Genomic DNA, 23265 nt, shown 5'->3' with positions numbered 1-23265 from the left:
GAGCGCGTTAAGGAGTCCTCACACCGGGGCCGCCGCGCTCAGCGCGTCCAGCACGGGGCGGATGAGCGGGTGCTCCTCGGCTCCCCGGCGCACGGCGGCGAAGACCCGGCGGGTGGGGGGTGTGCCGTCGACGGGGCGGACGACCACCTGGGCGAGGTCCATGCCGCGCAGCGCCGAGCGCGGCACGAGGGCCACGCCCGCGTCGGCCGAGGCGAGGGCGACGACCGCGCGGAAGTCGTCCGAGGAGTGCTCCATGCGGGGCTGGAAGCCGGCGTTCTCGCAGGCCAGGACCACCACGTCATGGCAGGGGTTGCCGGGGTAGGGGCCGATCCAGCAGTCCTTGGCCAGTTCGGCGAGCGGTACCTCCGCCGCGTCGGCCAGGCGGTGGGTGACGGGGACGACGGCGTCGAAGGGCTCCGCGTAGAGGGGTACGTGGGTCAGCCGGGGGTCGTCGGCGGGCGGGGCGCCGCGGTACTCGACCGCCACGGCGACATCCACCTGCCGGTCCAGCACCATCGGCAGGCTGGCGTCGCCCTCGGCGTCCTGGACTCGGATGCGGATGCCGGGCGCGGACTCGGCGAGGCGGGCCAGCGCGGGCGCCACGACCAGGGCGATCCCGGTGGCGAAGGAGGCGACCGTGACGGTGCCGGCGGCGCCCGAGCTGTACGCGGCGAGTTCGGCCTCGGCCCGCTCCAGCTGGGCGAGGACCGCGTTGGTGTGGTTGAGCAGGATCTCGCCCGCCGGGGTGAGCCGTACGCCCTTGGCGCCGCGCTCGACGAGCCGGTGGCCGGTCTCCTGTTCCAGCGCGGCGAGCTGCTGGGAGACGGCCGACGGGGTCAGGTACAGCGCGGCGGCAGCCGCCGTCACCGTGCGGTGGTCGGCCACCGCACGGAGGATGTGGAGCCGCCGCGCCTCGATCATGCGATCGATTCTCTCAGGTCAGTGAGGGTTCTCAGCCCAGCTCCGCCCGTGCCGCGACGAACGCGTCCACCGCGCGGTTCACGTCGTCCGTGGAATGGGCGGCGGACAGCTGGACGCGGATCCGGGCCTGCCCCTGCGGCACGACCGGGTACGAGAAGCCGATCACGTACACGCCGCGCTCCAGCAGGAGTTCGGCCATGCGGCCGGCCTTCGCCGCGTCGCCGATCATCACCGGGGCGATGGCGTGGTCGCCGGGGAGGACGTCGAAGCCCTCCTCGGTCATGCGGCCACGGAAGAGCGCCGTGTTCTCGGCGAGCCGGACGCGCAGGTCGTCCGCCGACTCCAGCAGGTCGAGCACCTTCAGGGAGGCCGCCGCGATCACCGGGGCCAGCGTGTTCGAGAACAGGTACGGCCGGGAGCGCTGGCGCAGCAGGGCGACGATCTCGGCGCGGGCGGCGACGTAGCCGCCGGAGGCGCCGCCGAGGGCCTTGCCGAGAGTGCCGGTGATGATGTCGACACGGTCCATGACGCCGTGCAGCTCGGGCGTGCCCCGGCCGCCGGGGCCGACGAACCCGACCGCGTGCGAGTCGTCGACCATGACCATCGCGTCGTAGCGGTCGGCGAGGTCGCAGATCTCGCGCAGCGGGGCCACATAGCCGTCCATGGAGAAGACGCCGTCGGTGACGATCAGGCGGCGCCGGGCGTCGGAGGCCTCCTTGAGCCGGGCCTCCAGCTCGGCGAGGTCGCGGTTGGCGTACCGCAGGCGGCGGGCCTTGGACAGGCGGATGCCGTCGATGATCGAGGCGTGGTTCAGCGCGTCGGAGATGACCGCGTCCTCCGGGCCGAGCAGTGTCTCGAACACGCCGCCGTTGGCGTCGAAGCAGGAGGAGTAGAGGATCGTGTCCTCCTGGCCGAGGAACGCCGACAGCCGTGCCTCCAGTTCCTTGTGCACCTCCTGGGTGCCGCAGATGAAGCGCACCGAGGCCATGCCGTAGCCCCAGCGGTCCAGGGCCTGGTGGGCGGCGGCGATCACCTCGGGGTGGTCGGCGAGGCCCAGGTAGTTGTTGGCGCAGAAGTTGAGGACCTCGCCGGGGCGGCCGCCCGCGGTGACGTTCACGGTGGCGGACTGCGGGGTGCCGATCACGCGCTCGGGCTTGTGGAGGCCGGCGGCGCGGATCTCGTCGAGGGTGGCGCGCAGGTCGTCGCGCACGGAGTCGAACATCGGAAGCTCCTAAGGTGCTTGCCGGGGGGGGAGGGAGTCTTGCGGGGGGCGGGCGTTACGCCGTCCAGTCGAGGATGACCTTGCCGCCGCGGCCGCTCGCCGCGTCGGCGAACGCCGCCTCGAAGTCGCGGAAGCCGTACCGGCCGGTGATCACGGGGGCCAGGTCCAGCCCGCCCTCCAGCAGGACCGACATCGCGTACCAGGTCTCGAACATCTCGCGGCCGTAGATGCCCTTGAGGGTGATCATCGAGGTGACGATCCGGGCCCAGTCGACGGGGAACTCCTGGGCGGGCAGGCCGAGCATCGCGATCCGGCCGCCGTGCGTCATGTTGGCGATCATGTCGCGCAGCGCCTCGGGGCGGCCGGACATCTCCAGGCCGATGTCGAAGCCCTCACGCAGTCCGAGCGTGCGCTGCCCGTCGGCGATCGTGGCGCCGGAGACGTCGAGCGCGAGGCTGACGCCGATCTTGCGCGCGAGCTCCAGCCGCTCCTCGCTGACGTCGGTGATCATGACGTGGCGGGCACCGGCGTGCCGGGCCACCGCGGCGGCCATCAGGCCGATGGGTCCCGCGCCGGTGATGAGGACGTCCTCGCCGACGAGCGGGAAGGACAGCGCGGTGTGCACGGCGTTGCCGAACGGGTCGAAGATCGCGGCCACGTCGAGGTCGACGGGCACCCGGTGCACCCAGACGTTGGCGGCGGGCAGGGTCACGTACTCGGCGAACGCCCCGTCCCGGCCCACGCCCAGCCCTATGGTGGCCCGGCACAGGTGGCGGCGGCCCGCCAGGCAGTTGCGGCACTTGCCGCACACCAGGTGCCCTTCGCCGCTGACCCGGTCGCCGACGCCGATGTCGGTGACGTCCCGCCCGGTCTCGACGACCTCGCCGACGAACTCGTGCCCGACCACGAGCGGGGTGTTGATCGCCTGCCGGGCCCAGCCGTCCCAGGCCCGGATGTGCAGGTCGGTGCCGCAGATGCCGGTGCGCAGCACCTTGATCAGTACGTCCCCGGGCCCGACGGCGGGCTCCGGGACGTCCGCGAGCCAGAGACCGGGCTCCGCCTTCTGTTTGACCAGCGCCTTCACCGTGCGGCTCCTGGGGGTGAGTCCCGGCTCCGGGCATGCCGAAGGAGCCCCTGGACCGGGAGAGGAGTGGGATCGCACAGCAATCTGCCGTACGGCGGCCGCACCGGTCCATCGAGGTTTTCTTAAGCGCCGCCGCAGCTTTCCTTCACGCCCTTCGCGGTGCCCGGCGCGGGCGCCCGGGCGTTCAGTAGGGCAGCAGGCCGTCCCGGCCCTCCAGCTCCATGACGAGCTGCGCGGCGTGCTCCTTGATGGCGGTCAGGCCCGGTTTGCCCCACGGCCGCGGCTCGACGTCGGCGACACTGACGGTGCCCAGCACGAGCCCCGTGCCGTCGATGAGCGGTGCTCCCAGGTAGGAGCGGATGCCGAACTCGTCGACCACGGGGTTGCCGGCGAACCGCGGATAGTCGTGGACGTCCTCCAGGACCAGCGCTTTGCGTCGCGCCACCACATGGGGGCAGAAGCCATGGTCGCGGGGCAGCGTGCGGCCGAGCTGCGTGCTGGTGCCGTCGCTCCGCACGACCGGCGCGACGGCCGGGACGTACAGGCCCGCGTAGAACTGCCCTTGCTCGTCGGGGAAGTTGACCATGGCGTAGGGCGCCCGGGTCAGTTCGGCGAGGCGGTGCGCGAAGGTGTCGAGGGCGGGTTCGGGGCGCTCCCCCAGGCCCAGCCCGCGCAGTCGGCGGGCGCGGGCCGGGGCCTCCTTGTCCTCGGGTGTGAGAAGCAGACGACCGGCCGGGCGCGGCGGGTCGTAGCTCATGGGCGTGCTCCCGGGGTGTGGGCATGCGTCATATACGGTCTCCTGGCGGTGGTTGGAGATCACATGTGGGCGCCATACCCCGTCGCGGGGGCGGGCGCGTGGGCGATGAGATGGCGCACCAGGGTCAGCAGGGTCTGGACCCCGGAGCTGGAGATCCGCGCGTCGCAGCACACGACGGGGACCTCCTCGGGCAGGTCGAGTGCCGCGCGCACCTCCTCGGGGTCGTAGCGGTGGGCACCGTCGAACTCGTTGACGGCGATGATGAATCCGAGGCCTCGCTGCTCGAAGAAGTCGACGGCCGCGAAGCACTCCTGGAGGCGGCGGGTGTCGGCGAGGATGACCGCCCCGAGCGCTCCCTCGCACAGCTCGTCCCACATGAACCAGAACCGCTCCTGGCCGGGCGTGCCGAAGAGGTAGAGCACGTGCTCCTGGTCGAGCGTGATGCGGCCGAAGTCCATGGCCACGGTCGTCTCGACCTTGTTCTCGATGCCGTCGAGATTGTCGGTCGCGGCGCTGACGGTGGTGAGCAGTTCCTCCGTGCTGAGCGGTGCGATCTCGCTGACCGCGCCGACGAAGGTCGTCTTGCCCACGCCGAACCCGCCCGCCACCAGGATCTTCAGCGCGGTGGGAAACGGGTCGGCGCCGCGGCCGGGTCCGTCGGCGTAGTCAGAGCTGTCGTCGTAGTCCATCGAGCACTGCCTCCAGAAGAGCCCGGTCCGTCGGGTTGTGGTGGAACGCGGGGGGCTTGGTGGTCAGCGCCCCGCAGTCGACGAGGTCCGCCAGCAGCACCTTGGTGACGGCCACCGGCAGTTTCAGATGCGCGGCCACCTCGGCGACCGCGACGGGCACACGGCACCGCTCGAGCGCCTCCGCGTGTTCGGGGCCGAGATAGCCGAGGGGGGTCGCCCCGGTGGCCATCACCTGCGACACGAGGTCGAGCGCGACGGTGGGACGGGTACGGCCGTTGCTGACCGTGAACGGGCGCACGAGCCGCCCGGCCGCGTCGTCGAGCCAGGGCCCGTCACCGGCCGCCGTCACGCTCAAGGCCTCATCGCCGGGGATTCGACGGACTGCCGGGGAGCGGTCACCAGGTAGGGGCGGACGCTCTTGACCAGCATCGCCATCTCGTAGCCGAGCACGGCCGCGTCGGCCTCGCGCCCGGCGAGCACGGCCAGGCAGGTGCCGGAGCCGGCGGTGGTGACGAACAGCAGGGTCGAGTCGAGTTCGACCACGACCTGCCGTACGTCGCCGCCGTCGCCGAAGCGGACGCCGGCGCTGCGGCCCAGGGAGTACAGGCCCGAGGCCAGCGCGGCCATGTGGTCGGCGCTGTCCGGGTCGAGGCCGTGCACGGACTTCACGAGTCCGTCGCAGGACAGCAGCACCGCCGCGGATGTGTGCGGTACGCGCTGCACGAGGCCGCTCATCAGCCAGTCGAGATCGGATACATGGGCGGTCGGCGCATCGCTCGCCATGGTGGATCGACTCCTTGGGGTACGAAGGTCTGCGGGAGCGCTGGGGGTGGGGATGGAAACGGGGGTGGTCATCCGGCGGGTGCGCTCCCGTCGTGCCGGGTGGTGGTGTGGTCGGGGCGGGACGCGCCCGCACCGTCCCGTACGCCGCGTGCCTCGGTGGTGCGGTGTGCGTCCACGGAGGCCGGGGTGGTCGAGGCGGACAGCTCGGTGGAGAGCGGCTCCAGGTGTGCCGGCTGCCGGGGAATCGGGTCCCTGTGGGTGGGATCCCTATGCGCGGGGTCCCTGTGTGCGGACGCCCTGCGCGGCGGCTCTCCGTGCGGGGATTCCATGTGCGGGACTTCCACGTGCGAGGAGGACATGTGCGGTGAGGACATGTGCGGCGACTCGATATGCGTCGGCTCCCCGTGGGAGGACGTGGTGTCGCCCCACTCCATGTTCCCGGCCTCCATGTTCTGCTGGGCCTCGGCGAGGCTGATGCCGCGCTGGAAGGCCGCCATCAGACCGGGGTCGTGGCCGACGAGGTATTCGGGGTCCTGGCGGGGCGCCGGGCCGTCGCGCAGCTGGGGCGCGATGTGCTCCTGGGCGCGGCGGCGGGGCAGTTGCGGCTTGCCCATGGTGCCGCGCACGGCGCCGTTGCGCGGGGTGGGCGGCGTGGTCACGTTCTCGGCGAGGATGCGCCGGTCGTCGGGGCTGATGCCGGGCCGTGCCTCGGCCGGGGTGGGCCGCTCCCGGCGGGCCCCGCGCACGGGCAGCGGAGCGGGCCGGCCGTTCTTCGGGCTTCCGCCCGGGGCCGGTTCGGCTGCCTGCCGGGGCCCTTCGGGCGCGAGGCCGGACGCGGACGGGACGGCGGATGCCGCGGCCGGACCGGACGACCGCGCCTCGGACGCGGGCACCGCCACGGACGAGAATCCGGACGCAGCCCCGTCGGCAGGGGACTGCCCCCCGGACAGGCCGCCGGCTCCGGCGCCGGCGCCCCCCGACGAAGACTGCCCGCCCAGCGCCGCCTGCCCGCCCAGCGCCGCCTGCCCGTGCCGCCCCGTCTGCCGCATCGGCACAGCCGGGCGTTCCGCACCGGTCGCCGTACCGCCGGCCTGGGGCCGGCCCGTACCGCCGGGTGCCCCCGCCTCCGCCCCGAGCAGCGCCTGCGGCACGACGAGCACCGCCTGCACTCCGCCGTAGATGTTGGTCTGCAGGCGGACGGTGATGCCGTGCCGCCGGGCCAGCTGCGAGACGACGAACAGCCCGATGCGGCCGTCCGCGAGGAGCCGGGCGACGTTCACCTGGTCCGGGTCGGCGAGCAGCGCGTTCATGCGCGTCTGCTCCTCCAGGGGCATGCCGAGCCCGCGGTCCTCGACCTCGACGGCGAGCCCGGAGGTGACGAGGTTGGCGCGCAGCAGCACCTGGGTGTGCGGCGCGGAGAACACCGTGGCGTTCTCGACGAGTTCGGCGAGCAGGTGGATGACGTCGGCGACGGCGTGTCCCCGCAGGGTGCCGTCGACCGGCGGCACGAGCTTGACCCGGGAGTACTGCTCGACCTCGGCGATGGCCGAGCGCAGCACCTCGGTCATGGAGACCGGGTTGCTCCACTGGCGGCGGGAGACGGCCCCGCCGAGCACGGCGAGGTTCTCGGCGTGGCGGCGGATGCGGGTGGCGAGGTGGTCGACGTGGAAGAGCCCCTTGAGCAGGTCGGGGTCCTCCATCTCGTTCTCCAGCTCGTCGAGGATGGAGATCTCGCGGTGCACCAGTGACTGCAGGCGCCGGGCCAGGTTGACGAACACCTCGAGCTTCTGTTCGCTGCCCGCCTGGCTGGAGAGCTGCGAGGCCTGCACGACGGCGGTGACGGCGCCGTCGTGCGCCCGGGCCAGGTCGCAGGAGAGGAGTTCGAAGTCGTCGGCGTCCTCGGGGGCGCCGTCGCGCGGGTTCTGCGGGTTGTGCTGGGGCGGTCCGTCGCCGCGGCGCAGCGTCTCGACCAGGGCGCGCAGGTCGGCCTCGCGCCGTGCGGTGGCGCGGCGCAGCACGCCGATGCGGTCGTGCACGGACCCGGCGGCGCGGTTGGCCGCCACCGCGGCGACGACGATGCCGACGAGGGCCACGAAGACCGCGCCGGCGAGCACGGCCCACAGCGTGAGGCCGGGCCGGATTCCCGTGGACCGGACGGTGAAGAGGACGGCGGCGCAGCCGCTCAGCGCGACGGCGACGGGCGGCAGTACCGCGAGACGCAGCAGTTGGGGCCGTATGTGGGTCTCGGGCAGCGCGGTGGCGGTGCGGGCGGCCGGCCGCCCGTGCCGCCCGCCCTCACGGCGGTCTGCGCGTGCGGCCGGGGCGCGGAGGTGAGACATCGGTGTCCTCGTACTGGTCCGTCGGTCCTGGCTGCCAGGGGGGCTTGCGGAGGTGCGGACCGGTTCGCGGGGCCGCTTCCGCGCGCCCCGGGCCGTCCGCCCGGACTCGCGCCGCTTCCGTCCGGCACCGACCTGGCCGGGGTCCGGATGCCGCTCCGGCGCGGCGGCCACGGCCGCGCCCGTGCCTGCGTCGGTCGTGCGCGGGCAGCGGGGATCCTCCTCGCGTCGACTCCCTCGTCCGCCTTGCGCCTGCACGTGCCGGCCCCCCGCTCCCTGATCCGTCTGTTTCCCGACGGCCACTGACAGTAGTCGCCAGCGCATCATGTGCGGTGGGCAGTTGACAAACTCATACGGTGAGCGTCCCGCTCTGGTATGAGGTCTCGTACGACAGACCGATAACTCCGTCAGCCATCCGGCCAGGGACGGCAACGTTTCGATCCGACCTGGTCAGAAGCGGTCACACAGAGACGGCGAGGGCCGGGGAGCCTCTCGCTCCCCGGCCCTCGCCGTAAGTCTGCGCCGTGCCCCGGATCAGCCTGCCGGGAGCGTCTCGGGGTCTTCGGTGCCCTTGGCCGCCCCGCCTCGACCGTCACGGACAGTGTCGGCCTGGGCCACGGCCGCCGCGTCCGAGACGGTCTTGATCGCCGCGTCGGCAAGGGCCTCCCCGACGGGGCCGCCACCGACGGGACCGACGGGACCACCACCCACCGGACCCCCTACCGGATCGCCACCGACCGGTCCACCGACCGCACGGCCGCCCGACGAACCGAGCGCCACCCCGCGCCACCACGGCTCCGACGGGACGGTCTCGGCCGTCGGCTCGAAGGGCTCGCCCGGGCGGGGCAGGGCGATGCGCGAGCCCACCGCGCGGGCGGCCGCGACCGTGCCCTCGCCCGGGTCCGCCCACGGATGCGTCGCCAGGTTGAACGTGGCCCAGTGGATCGGCAGCATCAGGCCGTGATCCGGTCCGCCCTGAAGGTCGAGGTGGGCGCGCATGCCCTCCTCGGGGGTCATGTGGATGTCGGGCCAGAAGTCGGAGTACGCGCCGATCTGGATCATCGTGGCGTCGAACGGCCCGTGCGCGGCGCCGATCTCCTGGAAGCCGTCGAAGTAGCCGGTGTCCCCGCTGTGGTAGACCCGGTGCTCGTCACCCGCGACGACCCAGGAGGCCCACAGGGTGTGCTGGGTGTTGCGCAGGCCCCGGCCGCAGAAGTGCCGGGCCGGGGTGGCGGTCAGGGTGAGGCCGTCGATCTTCGTCGACTCGTGCCAGTCCAGCTCGCGCAGCCGGCCGGCGGACACGCCCCAGTGCTCCAGGTGGGCGCCGACGCCGAGCGGGACGGCGAACAGCGTGTCCGTGCCGGCCAGGGCCTTGATGGTGGGCATGTCCAGGTGGTCGTAGTGGTCGTGCGAGACGACCACCACGTCGACCGGGCCGAGCGCGGCCAGCGGCAGGGGCACGGGGTGCAGCCGCTTGGGGCCGGCGAAGGGGAACGGAGAGCAGCGCTCACCCCACACCGGGTCGAAGAGCACCCGCCGGCCGTCGATCTCCGCGAGCACGCTGGAGTGCCCCATCCAGGTCAGGCGCAGCCCCGTGGCCGGCGGCCGGGAGATGTCGGCGAGGGTGGTGGCGTGCACCGGCACCGTGCCCTTCGGGGCGCGGCGGGGCCGGGTGTCCTTGTCGAAGAAGACCTTCGCGAAGTCCAGGGTCGAGCCCGAGGGCCGAATCCGCGCGGGGCCGCCGGGGTTCTGGAAGACCCCGTCCTTGAAGTGGGGCGATCTACGGATGCGCGCCATGCGCTGGCCGCGGGGGTCCGCGCCGAACGCCTCGGGCTGCAGCGCGCGGAGCCCGGAGCTCAGGGAACGGGAACCGGCCACGGTACCTCCAGGTGGAGTCGGTCAGGCTTTCCATTATGGTCGGCCCCTCCGACACCACCGGTGCGCAGGGGCCCCGGGGCGATACCCACTCCGGCCGCGCGCAGGGCGGCATCGCCTGCCGACCGTGTATCCACTGCCGACCGCCGGGGGGAACGCTGCCGGACGTCGTGGTGAACTCCGGCACGGACGCCTGGTGGCAGTGCCGGACCGGCCGGATCCGCACGCCGGGGGCCGCGCGGGCGTGGGTAGGGTGACGGCGTGACGAGAGTCCGGTTGAGCGTGGCGGAACGGCGCGGTGAGCTGCTGCGGGCCGCCATCGAGCAGATCGAGGCCCGGGGCGTGGCGGCGGTCAGGATCGCCGACGTGGCCTCGGCGCTCGGGGTGAGCAACGCGCTGGTGCTCTACCACTTCTCCACGAAGGAGCGGCTGGTCGCCGCCGCGTACCGGCACGCCGCCGAGGCCGACCTCGCGCAGTTGCGCAAGCTGCTCGGCCGCCGTACGTCGGCGCTGCGCCGGCTGCGGTCGGCCGTGCGGTGGTACGCCCCCACGGGCCCGGCCAAGGGCTGGCGGCTGTGGATCGAGGGCTGGGCGGCGGCGCTGCGCGAGCCCGCGCTGCGGGAGGTCGCCCAGGACCTGGACCGGCAGTGGAAGGCGGCCATCATCGAGGTCATCGCGGAGGGCGTGGCGGCGGGCGAGTTCCGCTGCCCCGACCCGGCGGGCACGGCCCTGCGCCTCACCGCCCTCCTCGACGGCCTCGCCGTCCAGCTGACGTCCTACGCCGGCGCGGTGTCGCGGGCGCGGGCCCAGCAGTGGACGGACGAGGCACTGGCGCGCGAACTGGGCTTGACCGGGCAACCGCCCACGTCCTCGGGGCAGTAGAGCCAACCGCCCACGCCCTCGATGCAGTAGGAGCGACCGCAGAGGCCCTTCTCACGCCACCGAGGTCACGCCACCCGTCTCACGCCACCGAGGCGATCCGCATCCTGATGTCGTCCGGCGACAACGCCCCCTTGGCCGTCACATGGTCACCGGACGACTCCCCGCGCAGCCGGCGTCCGATCCACGGCACCAGGAACTCACGCGCCCAGTGGACGTCGTCCCGCCGGATGTCGAGGGTGCCGCGCGGCGGCAGCGGGGGCCACTCCTGCTCGGGATCGGCCGGCACGTCGAGGCCGAGCACCTGGCCCGCGCGGAGCGCCACGCGCGTGTGCCCCTCGGGCGACAGGTGCAGCCGGTCGGCGTCCCAGGCCCTGCGGTCCTGCACACTGCGCAGGGACCACAGGTCGAGCACCGGGCAGCCGTACCGGTCGGCGATGGCCCGGACATGCCCGTTGTAGGTGGCGATCTTGCCGCGCAGGTGCTTGAGCACCGGCATGCCACGCGTGTCGAAACCGGTCGTCACCATCACCGTGCCGGCCACGGCGGTGAGCTGTGCGACCGCCCGCTCGAAGCGCTCGGCCACCTCGTCCGGGTCCGTGCCGGGCCGGAGGATGTCGTTGCCCCCGGCGCAGAACGAGACGAGGTCCGGGGCCATGTCGACGGCCCGCGGCACCTGGTCCGCCACGATCTGGTCGAGGAGCTTTCCGCGTATGGCGAGGTTCGTGTACTGGAAGTCGCCCTCGGGCCGGAGGTCGGCGAGCAGGACGGCGAACCGGTCGGCCCAGCCGACGAACGCCCCGTCGGGGCCGGGATCACCGACGCCCTCGGTGAAGCTGTCCCCCACCGCCACGTACGACCCGATCACTGCTCTGCTGTCACTCTTCGAATCGTCTGCCACAGCCGTTCATGATTCACCCTCGAATGTGACCTACGCGACCGTAGGAAAGGGTTGACGGGCGGTGAGATAAGCCACTCCCAAAGTGTTGGCCAACTCTGGAATACACGGCCCGTCAGGGATGTTTCGGGGCAAGCCGCCAGACGCGGAAGTCAGTGATCCGGAAATGGCTCCACACGGTCCGGAAGGCGAAGTGCCCGCCGGTGTAGGGCTGCGGGTCGGTGTAGTCGAAGACGAGCCGCCCGTTGTTCCACCACCTGACCGTGGAGCCGTCGGAGACGATCCGGACCCGGTTCGGCTCGTTCGGGACCAGCAGCGGCTCGGTGTAGTCGTAGATCAGGGGGCGCACGCCGGGCTCGCCGACGTAACGGCGCAGCCGGGTCGTGGTGTTGTAGTTGGCGCCGTAGCCGGCGTAGTACGTCGTGAGGTGGTCGTACTCCTCCAGCGCCCCGCCGCGCGGCGTCGCGAAGAGGTCGCCCGGGGAGCGGACGTCGGTGGCGTTCCAGAAGTTGTTGAGGTCCGAGACCCGGTCGTTGACCCCGCCCGCGGAGACGGGGGTGGCGGTGTAGGCGAGGACGTACGGGCCCTCGAGCCGCCGCCTGAACCAGACCGTCGCCCCGCTCGGCACGTCGATCTCCAGGACGCCGCGCGCGGCGGTGACGCTGCCGCCGCCCTGCAGTTCGGTCGCCCACTGGCCGAGGCCGCGGCGGAAGTCGTCGTGGGCGATGAGCCGACGGCGACCGGGCACGGCGTGTGCGGCCGTCGTCGGGGCGAGGGCCGCCAGGGCGGCTCCGGCGGTCAGGGCTCCGAACGTTCTGCGGGTGGTCGACACAGGACACAGCTCCTTCAGAAAGCGCTTGCACTCACGGCGGGATCACTGTGTCCCAACTGCCGCTTTCTGTCGATCCCTTGAACCGGTCGACGGAACGCGCGCACACCGAAGGCCGGCCCCGGGGATCGAGGTCCGGCCTTCGGTGGCGTGTCAGGCAGGTGGTCGTGCGGTCGGTCAGCCGACGGAGACGCCGTGGGAGCGCAGGAAGGCGACCGGGTCCACGTCCGAGCCGTAGTCCGGCGTGGTGCGGATCTCGAAGTGCAGGTGCGGTCCGGTGACGTTGCCGGTGGCGCCGGACAGGCCGACCTGCTGCCCGGCGGTCACGGTCTGGCCGGCCGAGACGGAGAGCTGGGACAGGTGGGCGTACTGGGCGTAGTAGCCGTCGTTCAGCTTGATGACGACCTGGTTGCCGTACGCGCCGCCCCAGCCGGCGGAGACGACCGTGCCCGCGCCGACGGCCTTGAGGGAGGTGCCGGTCGGGACGACGAAGTCGACACCGGTGTGGTAGCCGCTGGACCACATGCTGCCGGACATGCGGTACGGGGTGCCGACGGTGGCGCCGTCCACCGGGGCGGTGTAGCCACTGGCGTTGCTCTCGGCGGCCGGCTTGGCGGCGGCGGGCTTCGCGGCGGTCTCCGCCTTCGCGGCCGGCTTGGGCGCGGAGGGCTTCTTCGCGGGCTTCTCGGCCGAGGCCTTCGGCGCGGACGGCGCCTTGGGCGCGCTCGTCGCCGCCTTCTTGCCGATCGAGAGCTTCAGGCCGGGGTGGATCAGCGACGGGTCGTCGCCGACGGCGTCGCGGTTGTCCGCGTAGAGCTTCTTCCAGCCGCCGCTGACGTGCTGCTCGTCGGCGATCTTCGCGAGGCAGTCACCGGCCTTCACGGTGTACGTGTGCGTGCCCGTGGCCTTTTCGGGGGCCTTCCTCTCGGCGGCCGGAGCGGACTGGACGGCCTTTTCCGGGGCCGACTGCGGGGTGGCGGCGTGGGCGCCGGCGGCCCCCATGAGCGGAAGGGCGAGAGCGGCCCCGCCGGTTCCGGCGACGGCGATGGAGCGGGTGAAACGCTGGGTCTTCGGGCGGCGGTGCTTACCCTTCGCGGGCATGGCGAATTCCTCTCCGGCGCCTACGAGGTGAGCTGTCGGGTGCGGGCTGGAGATGCCCGGCCGCGCCGAGGCGCGGCTTAACCCCAAGCCGTTCCGGGAACCGGAACAGGCGTCGTACCTGTGGGTCCCCCGCTCCTGCCGTACACGGGTCAGTGTGTGCGGGCTCCGGGCGGCGGCAGGATTAGGCGTCCGTCCGGATTGGTGTGGAACGTAAGCGACCAAGACGCAACGGGACAAGCTTGTGGTTGCCTGTGACGGCGTTTTTCTTGACGCGTCGCCACATTTCCCGTCACCGAGCGTGGATTACCGATCTCCCGTTTTCCGCAATGGCCCTGAATAGCGCCGGAATTACGTGAACATGGCGACAACGCATCGTCACGAATATGACGATGGTCACGCGCCCCGACCACATCTCCTTTACGATCGGGGCACGTTATATCCAAACGACCGAACCGACCTATTCGGACAAGAACGGCTACTTGCGCTTAAGCAGGACGACAGCGGCGTCCAGGTCCCCGCGCAGAGCGACGCGCAGCCCGTGGTGCAGCAGTACGGCACCACGGTGAACTTCGCCCGTTTCGGGGCATTCGTACACCGCTGCCGGATCAAGGCCCCGCAGCCGCAGCGCCGGCACGGGCTCGCCGTACCGCTGCGCCTGGAGCCAGGCCAGGACCACGGTCTCGTCGTCGAGGACGTACTGCACCGCGCTCAGGCCGCCCTCCGGGGGCCGCAGCCGGTAGAGGTCGCCGCGCTGCACCACGGGCCGGATCTCCTTGTAGAGCTCCACCCATTCCCTCGCCTCGGCGAGCTCCTCCGGCGTCCACTTCGTGAGGTCCCCGCCGACCCCGAGCACCCCGGCCATGGCGCTGACGAACCGGAACCGCAGGGAGCTGGCCCGGTGGTTGAGCATGGCGTTCGGGCTGTCGGTGACCCAGGCGGCCATCACGCGCGCGGGGTGGAGCTGGCTGAAGCCGTGCTGGATGGCGAGCCGGTCGAGGGGGTCGGTGTTGTCGGAGGTCCACACCTGGTCCGTGCGGCTCAGCACCCCGAGGTCGATCCGGCCGCCGCCGCCCGAGCAGGACTCGAAGGCGACGCCCGGGTGGGCGGCCCGCAGGCGGTCCAGCAGGGCGTACAGGGCGTGCACGTGGTCGACCCAGAGCCGCTGCGGGTAGGGGTCGTCCGGCCAGCCGGCGTCGGTGAAGCAGCGGTTGAAGTCCCACTTGACGTAGTCGATCGGGGCGCTGGAGAGGAGCCCGTCGAGCTGCTCCCACAGGTACTGCTGGACGTCCTCCCGGGCCAGGTTCAGCACGAGCTGATTACGGAACTCCGTCCGCTTTCGTCCCGGTTGGTACTGCACCCAGTCGGGGTGGGCCCGGTACAGCTCGCTGTCCGGGTTGACCATCTCGGGCTCGACCCAGATGCCGAACTGCATGCCGAGCCCGTGCACCTGGTCGGCGAGCGGCTTCAGCCCGCCGGGGAAGCGGTCGGGGTTGGGCGTCCAGTCGCCGAGCCCGGCCCGGTCGCTGGTGCGCGCCCCGAACCAGCCGTCGTCGACCACGAACAGCTCGACGCCCATGGCGGCGGCCCGCTCGGCGAGCGCCCGCTGCTGCTCCTCGGAGATGTCGAACTCGGTGGCCTCCCAGGAGTTGAACAGCACCGGCCGGTCCCGGCCGGCGTCCGGGATCACATGGGCCCGCTGGTAGGCGTGCCAGGCCCGGCTCGCCCCGCCGAAGCCGCCGTCGGTCCACAGCCCGGCGAAGACGGGGGTCGTGTACGACTCCCCCGTGCCCAGCGTCAGCAGGCCCGAGTCGTCGTGTCCGGCGCCGCCGGTGATCTGCACCCGCGCGTCCGGGAGTTGGGCGACGGCGATCCGCCAGGAGCCGGACCAGCCCAGGGCGCAGCCGTAGACCTCGCCGCGCTCCTCGGTCGCGTCGGTGTCGAGCGCGACCCACGGCAGGTGCTGGTGGGAGGTGTGGCCGCGACGGCTGCCGATCACCTTCTCGCCGTGGGTGAGCGCGGAGCGCGTCAGCCGGGACTCGGCGCCCCAGCGGCCGTGCAGCTGGGACAGCCGCCAGGCGTCGCGGTCGGGCAGGGTCCAGGTGGCGGAGTCGGCACGCAGCACCTCGACGGCGGGCCCCCGGTTGTCCAGGGTCACCCAGCGCTCGACGACGTCCGACGAGGAGCGCATCCGGTAGTGCAGCGTGACGGCCAGGTCACCGTCGCGGAAGCGGAGCCGCAGCTCACCGTCCTCGGCGTCATGCCCCTCGTAGGCCCACTCGGTGCCGCGCCGCTCGGCCGTGCGCAGGGACAGGGCGGGCCGGGCGAAACGGGGGCCGCCCTCGACCGGGTACTCCTCGCGCCCGTCGAGCGGGGACTCGAAGGGCCAGTACTCCGGCAGCGGCCGGACGGCGAGCGCCTCGGCGTCGGCCAGGGCGATCCGGGCGCCCCAGTGCAGGTGCAGCAGTTCGTGGCGGTCGGTGACGTGGACGGCGTAGCTGCTGGCCGGTCCCGACAGCACCCACGTACGTCCGTCTTCGGAGATCTCCAGCATCAAGCCCTCACAGATTCGAACAAGCCCGACCAGGTGCGACCAGGCCGCAACATCATCAAGGGCTCGGGGGGCTCGCTGCAACGCCTGTGGACAACTCATTGCCCCAGGCAGGCATGTCGTATCGTCGAGTGGTGCCCGTCGACGAGCCGCGCCGACGGCGCCGAAGGGGAGGAGCCCTCGTGACGCAGCAGGTCCCGTCGACCGAGCCCGAGCTGGCCGGAGTCCGCAACTTCCGCGATGTGGGCGGGCTGCCGACCGTGGACGGACGGCGGGTGCGGCAGGGAGTGCTGTTCCGCAGCGGCCACCTCGCCCACGCGACCGGTGAGGACGCCGCCTTCCTGTCCGGCCTGGGCCTGCACACGGTCTTCGACTTCCGCAACGCCGCCGACCAGAAGCTCGAAGGGCCGGACATCGAGCTGCCGGGCGTGCGCAACGTGAACCTGCCGCTGAGCGACCCGGCCGACGGCGCCGAGTTCTGGAAGATGGTCCGCGACGGCGACCTGGACCAGCTGCGCGCGATCCTCTCGGACGGCAAGGGCGCGGACCGGATGATCGCCTCGTACCGCACGATCATCAGGAGCCGCACGGCCGAGCACTCCCGCGTGCTGCACGCGCTCGCCGAGGACAGCGTCCCCGCGCTGATGCACTGCGCGGCGGGCAAGGACCGCGCGGGCCTGTCCATCGCGGTGACGCTGCTCGCCCTGGGCGTCGAGCGCGAGGCGATCGTCGAGGACTACCTGAAGTCCAACGCCAAGCACCGCCGTTACAAGGTGCACCGCAGCAGCTCCCACGCCTCGGCCTACTCCCCCGAGGTCATGGAGCTGCTGAACCCGCTGTTCGACGCGCGCGCCGAGTACCTGGCGGCGGCGTTCGACACCATCGAGGAGACCTGGGGCGGCGTGGACGCCTATCTGGAGAAGGGCCTCGGGCTCGCCCCCACGACCCGGGAGCGGCTGCGCGAGCGGCTCCTCGACTGAGGCGCCGCCCGGCGGCTACTTGGCGCCCACCTCGAACAGCAGGTAGATGAACGCGGCGAAGACGTGCCCCAGGATGAGGTAGACGAACAGCCGCACCCACAGGGCGCGGGGGAACTTCTCCTCCATGTCCCTCATGGCGTCTCTCCAGGGGTGGGGCCCAGACAGAGGGCGGCCGTGGGGCTCTGCAGCAGGGTGTGGACGAAGAGCAGCTCGACTCCGTCGTGGTCCTCGGCGGCGATCCGGTGCGGGGTGAGCGAGTCGAAGTGGGCGCTGTCGCCGGGCGCCAGCCGGTGCGCGGTGTCCCCGAGGCGCAGCCGCAGCCGGCCCCGCAGCACATGGAGCCACTCCTCGCCCGGGTGGACGCGCACGATGTCGCCCTGGGAGCCGTAGGGGACGCGGACCCGCAGGGCCTGCATCCCGCGCCCGGAGGCGCCGGCCTGCCAGTAGGTCCAGCCGCCCGCCTCGGTCGGTTCCATGTCGGCGGCGCGGACGACGGCGTCCCGGCCGGCGACCGTCTCGCCGAGCAGCTCGGAGACGGTCGTACCGTAGACACGGGCGAGCGCGAGCAGCATCGGCAGCGAGGGCTGGCGCTGCCCGGTCTCCAGACGGGAGAGGTGGGCGGGCGACAGCCCGGCGGCGCGGGCCGCGGCCTCCAGCGTCAGGGAGGCCTGGCGCCGCAGCGCCCGCAGCTGGGGCGCGACCACGCCGGGCAGCGCACCGGCCGGCTGGTCGGCCGGCGAGTCGGCCCCGGAGGGCCGCTCGGTGTCGGAGGAGCTCATGCCTCCATTCAGCCGGAGCCTTGCCTCAGCGGCAAATTTCTTGCCTCAGGGGCAAAAATCAGCGGTTGGCCACGGCCTGCTTGACCAGTGTCTTCCCGAAGTCCCAGACCAGGCCGCCGTCGTGCGCGTCGTCCATCACGGCCGTGAAGGCGTCGACGAACCGGTCCACCTCCCGCTCGCCGATGATCAGCGGCGGGATCAGCTTGATCACCTCCATGTGGTCGCCGGAGACCTGGGTGAGGATGCGGTGCTTCTGCAGCAGCGGTACGACGACCATCTGCGCGAACAGTCCCTTGCGCGCGGCCTGGAGCATGGTCCAGCGGCTGCGCAGTTTCAGCGACCTGGGCCGGCCGAACTCGATGCCGATCATCAGACCCCGGCCGCGGACCTCGGCGAGCATCTCGTACTTGTCCGTCAGCGCCGCGAGCCGGGACCGGAGCCGTTCGCCGGTGGCCCGGACGTTCGCGACGATCTGCTCGTTCTCCATCACCGACAGCACCGCCAGGCCCGCCGCCATGGCCTGGGCGTTCGAGCCGAAGCTCGCCGAGTGGACCAGCACCCGGTCCATGGACGAGTAGACCTTCTTGAAGATCCAGTCCCTGCCGATCGTGGCACCCACGGGCACATAGCCGCCGGACAGCGCCTTGGCCACGCACACCAGGTCGGGTTCCACCCCGTCCTCGTGCTGGTAGCCGTAGAAGTCGCCGGTCCGGCCGAGGCCCGTCTGCACCTCGTCGGCGATGAGCAGCGCCTTGTGCCGGTGCAGCAGCTCCTGGGCGGCGAGCAGGTAGCCGGGCGGGGACTCCAGCACGCCCTTGCCCTGGATGGGTTCGACGATCAGGGCGGCGACGTCGCCCTTCCGCAGCTCCCGTTCCAGCGCGTCGAGGTCGCCGAGCGGCACGGCAGTGTCGGGCAGCAGCGGGGCGAAGCCGTCGCGGAAGCCGGCCTCGCCGTTGACGGAGAGGGAGCCGGTGGTCAGGCCGTGGAAGGCGTGCGCGCAGTACAGGACCCTGGGGCGGCCGGTGACGAACCGGGCGAACTTCAGGGCGCCCTCGACGGCCTCGGTGCCGCTGTTGCCGAAGAACACCCGGTCCAGGTGCGGGCTGTGCGCGAGCAGCTTCTCGGCCAGCAGGCCCGGCAGCGGCTGGCAGTCGAACCGGGTGAGGTCGGCGAGGCCGGCGTCCAGGACGTCGTGCAGCGCCTTGCGCACGACGGGGTGGTGGCGGCCGAGCCCCATCACCCCGAACCCGGCGAGCATGTCCAGGTAGTCGTCGCCGTCCGCGTCGTAGAAGTAGGCGCCCTCGGCGCGCTCGTAGACCTTGTCGAAGCCGATGGTGTGCAGCATGCGCGGGAGCTGGTGGTTGAGGTACCGGGTGTGCAGCTCGTAGCGCTCGGCTCCGCGCTCGGCCAGCAGCGCGCCGAGGTCGAACTCCCCGGCCTGCGACGACTCCGACGCGGACTCGGCGGTTGTCATTCCTGTGGCTCCTTGGACAGCTCTTCCTTGACGGTCAGGCTCGCGCTGATCCGTCCGGCGATCTCGACGGGTGTCAGGCCGATGTCGGCGAGCACCTCGCCGCGCTTGGCGTGCGCGAGGAACTGCTCCGGGATGCCGAACCGCCGTACGGGCACGTCGACCTCGGCGTCCCCGAGGGCCAGCGCCACGGCCGAGCCGACCCCGGCCGCCCGGCTGTTGTCCTCGACGACGGCGACCAGGCGGTGCTCGGCGGCGAGACCGGGCAGTGCCGGGTCGACGGGCTTGACCCAGCGCGGGTCGACGACCGTGCAGCCGATGCCGCGGGCTTCGAGCAGCTCGGCGGCCTGGAGGCACACCGGCGCCATGACACCGACGGCGACCAGGAGCACCTCCGCTCGGTCGGCGCGGTGCAGCACGTCCAGTCCGCCCACCCGGTCGACCGCCGGGATCGCCGGGCCGACGGACTCCTTCGGGAAGCGGACGAGGGTCGGCGCGTCGTCGACGGCGACGGCCTCGCGCAGCTGGGCCCGCAGCTGGTCGGCGTCGCGCGGCGCGGCGATCCTGAGGCCCGGCACGACCTGGAGGACGGACAGGTCCCACATGCCGTTGTGGGAGGCCCCGTCGGTACCGGTGATGCCGGCCCGGTCGAGCACGAAGGTCGCTCCGCAGCGGTGCAGGGCCACGTCCATGAGCAGCTGGTCGAAGGCGCGGTTGAGGAAGGTGGCGTAGACGGCGACGACCGGGTGCAGGCCGCCCGTCGCCAGACCGGCCGCGGACACGGCCGCGTGCTGCTCGGCGATCCCGACGTCCCACACCCGGTCCGGGAACCGCTCGGCGAACTTGCCGAGACCCACCGGATGCAGCATGGCGGCGGTTATCGCCACCACGTCCTCCCGCTCCTCCCCGATCCGCACGATCTCGTCGCCGAACACGGAGGTCCAGGAGGGGCCGCCGGCCGGCGACAGCGGCTCGCAGGTCAGCGGGTCCATCACGCCGACGGTGTGGAAGTGGTCCTCCTCGTGGGCGAGGGCGGGTTCGTAGCCGCGGCCCTTCTCCGTGAGGCAGTGCACGAGGACCGGGCCGTGGAAGCGTTTCGCGCGCCGCAGCGCGGACTCCACGGCCCCGATGTCGTGCCCGTCGATCGGGCCCACGTACTTCAGGCCCAGGTCCTCGAACAGCCCCTGCGGGGCGAACGCGTCCTTGAAGCCCTTCTTGGCGCCGTGCAGGGCCTCGTAGAGGGTGGTGCCGATCAGGGGCGTGCCCTGGAGGACGTCCTTGCCCCAGGCCAGCACCCGCTCGTAGCCGTCGGTGGTGCGCAGGGTCGCGAGGTGGTTGGCGAGGCCGCCGATGGTCGGGGCGTAGGAGCGTTCGTTGTCGTTGACGACGATGATCAGCGGGCGGTTCTTGGCGGCCGCGATGTTGTTCAGGGCCTCCCAGGCCATGCCGCCGGTGAGCGCCCCGTCGCCGATCACCGCGACGACGTGCCCCTTCTCCCCCTGCACCTGGCGCGCCTTGGCGAGGCCGTCGGCCCAGCCGAGGGCCGTGGAGGCGTGGCTGTTCTCGATGACGTCGTGCTCGGACTCCTCGCGCGAGGGGTAGCCGGACAGGCCGCCCTTGCCGCGCAGCTTGGAGAAGTCCTGGCGTCCGGTCAGCAGTTTGTGGACGTAGCTCTGGTGGCCGGTGTCCCACAGGATGCGGTCGACCGGTGACTCGAAGACCCGGTGCAGGGCGACGGTCAGCTCCACCACCCCCAGGTTGGGCCCCAGGTGGCCGCCGGTCGCGGCGACCGCGTGCACCAGGAACTCCCTGATCTCGTCGGACAGTTCACCGAGTTCCGCCTCGGACAGCGCCTTCAGGTCACGTGGTCCCCGGATGCTCTCCAGAATCGTCACGCTCGGGCCCCCTTCGCATTCCGTGCTGCTCAGCTCACGGTGACGGCCGGCTCCCCCGACCCCACGCCGTCCTGCTCCATCTGCGCGGCGAGTTTCATCGCCTCGTCGATCAGCGTCTCGACGATCTTCGACTCGGGGACGGTCCTGATGACCTCGCCCTTGACGAAGATCTGCCCCTTTCCGTTGCCGGAGGCCACCCCCAGATCGGCCTCCCGGGCCTCGCCGGGACCGTTGACCACACATCCCATGACGGCGACGCGCAACGGCACTTCCATGCCTTCCAGGCCGGCCGTGACCTCGTCGGCCAGCTTGTACACGTCGACCTGGGCGCGGCCGCAGGAGGGGCAGGAGACGATCTCCAGCCGGCGCTGGCGCAGCCCCAGGGACTCCAGGATCTGGATGCCGACCTTGACCTCCTCGGCCGGCGGCGCCGACAGCGACACCCGGATCGTGTCGCCAATGCCCTGCGAGAGCAGCGCGCCGAAGGCCACCGCCGACTTGATCGTGCCCTGGAACGCCGGCCCGGCCTCCGTGACCCCCAGGTGCAGCGGGTAGTCGCACTGCTCGGCGAGCTGCCGGTACGCCTCGATCATCACGACCGGGTCGTTGTGCTTGACGGAGATCTTGATGTCCCGGAAGTCGTGCTCCTCGAACAGGGACGCCTCCCACAGCGCGCTCTCCACGAGCGCCTCCGGGGTGGCCTTGCCGTGCTTCTGGAGCAGCCGCCGGTCCAGCGACCCGGCGTTGACGCCGATCCGGATCGGGGTGGCGTGGTCCTTGGCGGCCCGGGCGATCTCCTTGACCCGGTCGTCGAACTGCTTGATGTTGCCGGGGTTGACGCGGACGGCGGCGCAGCCCGCCTCGATGGCCGCGAACACGTACTTGGGCTGGAAGTGGATGTCGGCGATCACCGGGATCTGCGACTTGCGGGCGATGGTCGCCAGCGCGTCCGCGTCGTCCTGCGTGGGGCAGGCGACCCGGACGATCTGGCAGCCGGAGGCGGTGAGTTCGGCGATCTGCTGCAGCGTGGCGCCGACGTCCGACGTACGGGTCGTCGTCATCGACTGCACCGACACCGGGGCCCCGCCCCCGACCGGCACCGGGCCGACCTGGATCCGGCGCGAGAGGCGCCGTTCCGCGATCGGCCGGACCGGCACCTCGGGAACGCCCAGCGGGATGGCGGTCATGGCATCACTCCCGGTTCCCGGAGACCGTCTCGCGCATGGCGCGCAGGGACTCCTTCAGCGATCCCATGGTGGCGAGGACGGCGGTGGGCTCGTAGCCGCAGTGCGCCATGCAGTTGGCGCAGCGCGGGTCCTTGCCGCGGCCGTACTTGTCCCAGTCGGTCTCCTCGACCAGCTCCCGGTACGTCGGCACGTACCCGTCGCTCATCAGGTAGCAGGGGCGCTGCCAGCCGAAGAGCGAGTAGTTCGGGATCGCCCAGGCCGTGCACGGGAAGTCGACCTTGCCCTCCAGGAAGTCCAGGAAGAGCGGGGAGTGGTTGAGCCGCCAGCGCCGCCGGTTGCCGCCCGCGAAGGCCTTCTTGAACAGCTCGCGGGTCTGCTCCACGCCGAGGAAGTGCTCCTGGTCGGGGGCCTTCTCGTAGGCGTAGGCGGGCGAGATCATCATCTCGTCGACCTGGAGGTCGTCGTTGAGGAAGTTCAGCACCTCGATGATGGTCTGCGGGGTGTCGGTGTTGAAGAAGGTCGAGTTGGTGGTGACCCGGAAGCCGCGCCGCTTGGCCTCCTTGATGGCCTCCACGGCCTCGTCGAAGACGCCCTCCTTGGCGACCGACTCGTCGTGCCGCTCGCGCAGCCCGTCGATGTGCACCGCGAAGGCGAAGTAGGGAGAGGGCGTGAACTGGTCCATCTTCTTGCGCAGCAGCATGGCGTTGGTGCACAGGAAGACATACTTCCGCTTGGCCACCAGCTGACGCACGATCTCGTCGATCTGCGGGTGCATCAGCGGCTCACCACCGGCGATGGACACCATGGGGGCACCGGACTCCATGACCGCCCCCACGGCCTGGGCGACCGGCATCCGCTGCTTGAGCACCCCGGCCGGATGCTGGATCTTGCCGCAGCCCTCGCACTTGAGGTTGCAGGCGAACAACGGCTCCAGCTCGACGATCAGGGGGAACTTGTCCCGCCGGCGGAGCTTCTGTTCAGCCAAGTATGTAGCGACTTTGATGGACTGTCGGAGCGGCATGGCCATCTGG

At 72.0% G+C, this 23265-nt stretch carries 21 protein-coding genes and 1 riboswitch; of the genes, 2 read left to right on the top strand and 19 right to left on the bottom strand.

Translation table 11 applies throughout. The annotated features are described in order from the left end of the window. Positions 1-18: 18 nt before the first annotated feature. The 9 genes from C1703_RS34895 to C1703_RS34855 form a co-directional block, all read right to left on the bottom strand. Positions 19-921 (bottom strand): LysR family transcriptional regulator, encoded by a 903-nt coding sequence (locus C1703_RS34895; protein WP_114256588.1) that lies wholly within the window; start codon positions 919-921, stop codon positions 19-21. A gap of 31 nt (positions 922-952) precedes the next feature. Further along, on the bottom strand, positions 953-2143 hold the full coding sequence (locus tag C1703_RS34890; protein ID WP_114256587.1) for a glycine C-acetyltransferase: 1191 nt from the start codon (positions 2141-2143) through the stop codon (positions 953-955). 55 nt (positions 2144-2198) lie between these two features. Then, positions 2199-3227: an L-threonine 3-dehydrogenase gene (gene tdh / locus C1703_RS34885; protein WP_114256586.1), complete on the bottom strand. Its 1029-nt coding sequence runs from the start codon at positions 3225-3227 to the stop codon at positions 2199-2201. Positions 3228-3411: 184 nt separating this feature from the next. Next, positions 3412-3984 (bottom strand): GAF domain-containing protein, encoded by a 573-nt coding sequence (locus C1703_RS34880; RefSeq protein WP_114256585.1) that lies wholly within the window; start codon positions 3982-3984, stop codon positions 3412-3414. 59 nt (positions 3985-4043) lie between these two features. Beyond that, positions 4044-4673 (bottom strand): ATP/GTP-binding protein, encoded by a 630-nt coding sequence (locus C1703_RS34875; protein ID WP_114256584.1) that lies wholly within the window; start codon positions 4671-4673, stop codon positions 4044-4046. Further along, positions 4651-5022, bottom strand: coding sequence for a DUF742 domain-containing protein (locus C1703_RS34870; protein WP_114256583.1), 372 nt, complete (start codon positions 5020-5022; stop codon positions 4651-4653). The genes C1703_RS34875 and C1703_RS34870 overlap by 23 nt, the downstream gene beginning before the upstream one ends. A gap of 2 nt (positions 5023-5024) precedes the next feature. Further along, positions 5025-5456, bottom strand: a complete 432-nt coding sequence (locus tag C1703_RS34865; RefSeq protein WP_114256582.1) for a roadblock/LC7 domain-containing protein — start codon at positions 5454-5456, stop codon at positions 5025-5027. 68 nt (positions 5457-5524) lie between these two features. After that, positions 5525-7795, bottom strand: a complete 2271-nt coding sequence (locus C1703_RS34860) for an ATP-binding protein (RefSeq protein ID WP_114256581.1) — start codon at positions 7793-7795, stop codon at positions 5525-5527. Positions 7796-8326: 531 nt separating this feature from the next. Next, positions 8327-9670: an MBL fold metallo-hydrolase gene (locus tag C1703_RS34855; protein ID WP_114256580.1), complete on the bottom strand. Its 1344-nt coding sequence runs from the start codon at positions 9668-9670 to the stop codon at positions 8327-8329. A 258-nt stretch (positions 9671-9928) separates the two neighbouring features. On the opposite strand from C1703_RS34855, the gene C1703_RS34850 reads away from it, so the two are divergent. Next, positions 9929-10549 carry a TetR/AcrR family transcriptional regulator gene (locus C1703_RS34850; protein ID WP_114256579.1) on the top strand — a complete coding sequence of 207 codons (621 nt, stop codon included), beginning with the start codon at positions 9929-9931 and terminating at the stop codon, positions 10547-10549. A 79-nt stretch (positions 10550-10628) separates the two neighbouring features. Here the strand turns inward: C1703_RS34850 and C1703_RS34845 are convergent, their stop codons facing one another. The 4 genes from C1703_RS34845 to C1703_RS34830 form a co-directional block, all read right to left on the bottom strand. Then, complete coding sequence (locus tag C1703_RS34845) at positions 10629-11414, bottom strand: SGNH/GDSL hydrolase family protein (protein ID WP_114256578.1); 786 nt, start codon at positions 11412-11414, stop codon at positions 10629-10631. A 145-nt stretch (positions 11415-11559) separates the two neighbouring features. Further along, complete coding sequence (locus C1703_RS34840; RefSeq protein WP_114256577.1) at positions 11560-12276, bottom strand: DUF6250 domain-containing protein; 717 nt, start codon at positions 12274-12276, stop codon at positions 11560-11562. Between the two features lie 174 nt (positions 12277-12450). Continuing rightward, complete coding sequence (locus C1703_RS34835) at positions 12451-13374, bottom strand: M23 family metallopeptidase (RefSeq protein WP_114256576.1); 924 nt, start codon at positions 13372-13374, stop codon at positions 12451-12453. A 4-nt stretch (positions 13375-13378) separates the two neighbouring features. Further along, positions 13379-13539, bottom strand: a riboswitch (cyclic di-AMP (ydaO/yuaA leader). Between the two features lie 310 nt (positions 13540-13849). Beyond that, the gene (locus C1703_RS34830) at positions 13850-15925 is read right to left on the bottom strand and encodes an alpha-galactosidase (RefSeq protein ID WP_114256575.1); all 2076 of its coding nucleotides are present in this window, start codon (positions 15923-15925) and stop codon (positions 13850-13852) included. A 179-nt stretch (positions 15926-16104) separates the two neighbouring features. Between C1703_RS34830 and C1703_RS34825 the strand changes: the two genes are divergently transcribed. Beyond that, positions 16105-16902 (top strand): tyrosine-protein phosphatase, encoded by a 798-nt coding sequence (locus tag C1703_RS34825; RefSeq protein ID WP_114256574.1) that lies wholly within the window; start codon positions 16105-16107, stop codon positions 16900-16902. 15 nt (positions 16903-16917) lie between these two features. On the opposite strand, the gene C1703_RS34820 is transcribed toward C1703_RS34825, so the two are convergent. From C1703_RS34820 to hpnH, 6 genes are read right to left on the bottom strand one after another with little or no spacing between them, the layout of a single operon-like run. After that, positions 16918-17037, bottom strand: coding sequence for a DUF6126 family protein (locus C1703_RS34820; RefSeq protein WP_114256573.1), 120 nt, complete (start codon positions 17035-17037; stop codon positions 16918-16920). Next, positions 17034-17681, bottom strand: coding sequence for an XRE family transcriptional regulator (locus C1703_RS34815; protein WP_198678353.1), 648 nt, complete (start codon positions 17679-17681; stop codon positions 17034-17036). The genes C1703_RS34820 and C1703_RS34815 overlap by 4 nt, the downstream gene beginning before the upstream one ends. Before the next feature lie 58 nt (positions 17682-17739). Continuing rightward, positions 17740-19155, bottom strand: coding sequence for an aspartate aminotransferase family protein (locus tag C1703_RS34810; protein ID WP_114256572.1), 1416 nt, complete (start codon positions 19153-19155; stop codon positions 17740-17742). Beyond that, positions 19152-21047, bottom strand: a complete 1896-nt coding sequence (gene dxs, locus C1703_RS34805) for a 1-deoxy-D-xylulose-5-phosphate synthase (protein ID WP_114256571.1) — start codon at positions 21045-21047, stop codon at positions 19152-19154. The genes C1703_RS34810 and dxs overlap by 4 nt, the downstream gene beginning before the upstream one ends. A 29-nt stretch (positions 21048-21076) precedes the next feature. After that, the gene (gene ispG, locus C1703_RS34800) at positions 21077-22234 is read right to left on the bottom strand and encodes a flavodoxin-dependent (E)-4-hydroxy-3-methylbut-2-enyl-diphosphate synthase (RefSeq protein ID WP_114256570.1); all 1158 of its coding nucleotides are present in this window, start codon (positions 22232-22234) and stop codon (positions 21077-21079) included. A gap of 4 nt (positions 22235-22238) precedes the next feature. Next, positions 22239-23261, bottom strand: a complete 1023-nt coding sequence (hpnH, locus tag C1703_RS34795) for an adenosyl-hopene transferase HpnH (protein ID WP_114256569.1) — start codon at positions 23259-23261, stop codon at positions 22239-22241. Positions 23262-23265: the final 4 nt, after the last annotated feature.

The sequence above is a fragment of the Streptomyces sp. Go-475 genome (assembly GCF_003330845.1).
Taxonomy (GTDB): domain Bacteria; phylum Actinomycetota; class Actinomycetes; order Streptomycetales; family Streptomycetaceae; genus Streptomyces.
This window is presented reverse-complemented; position numbering and strand designations above follow the sequence as displayed.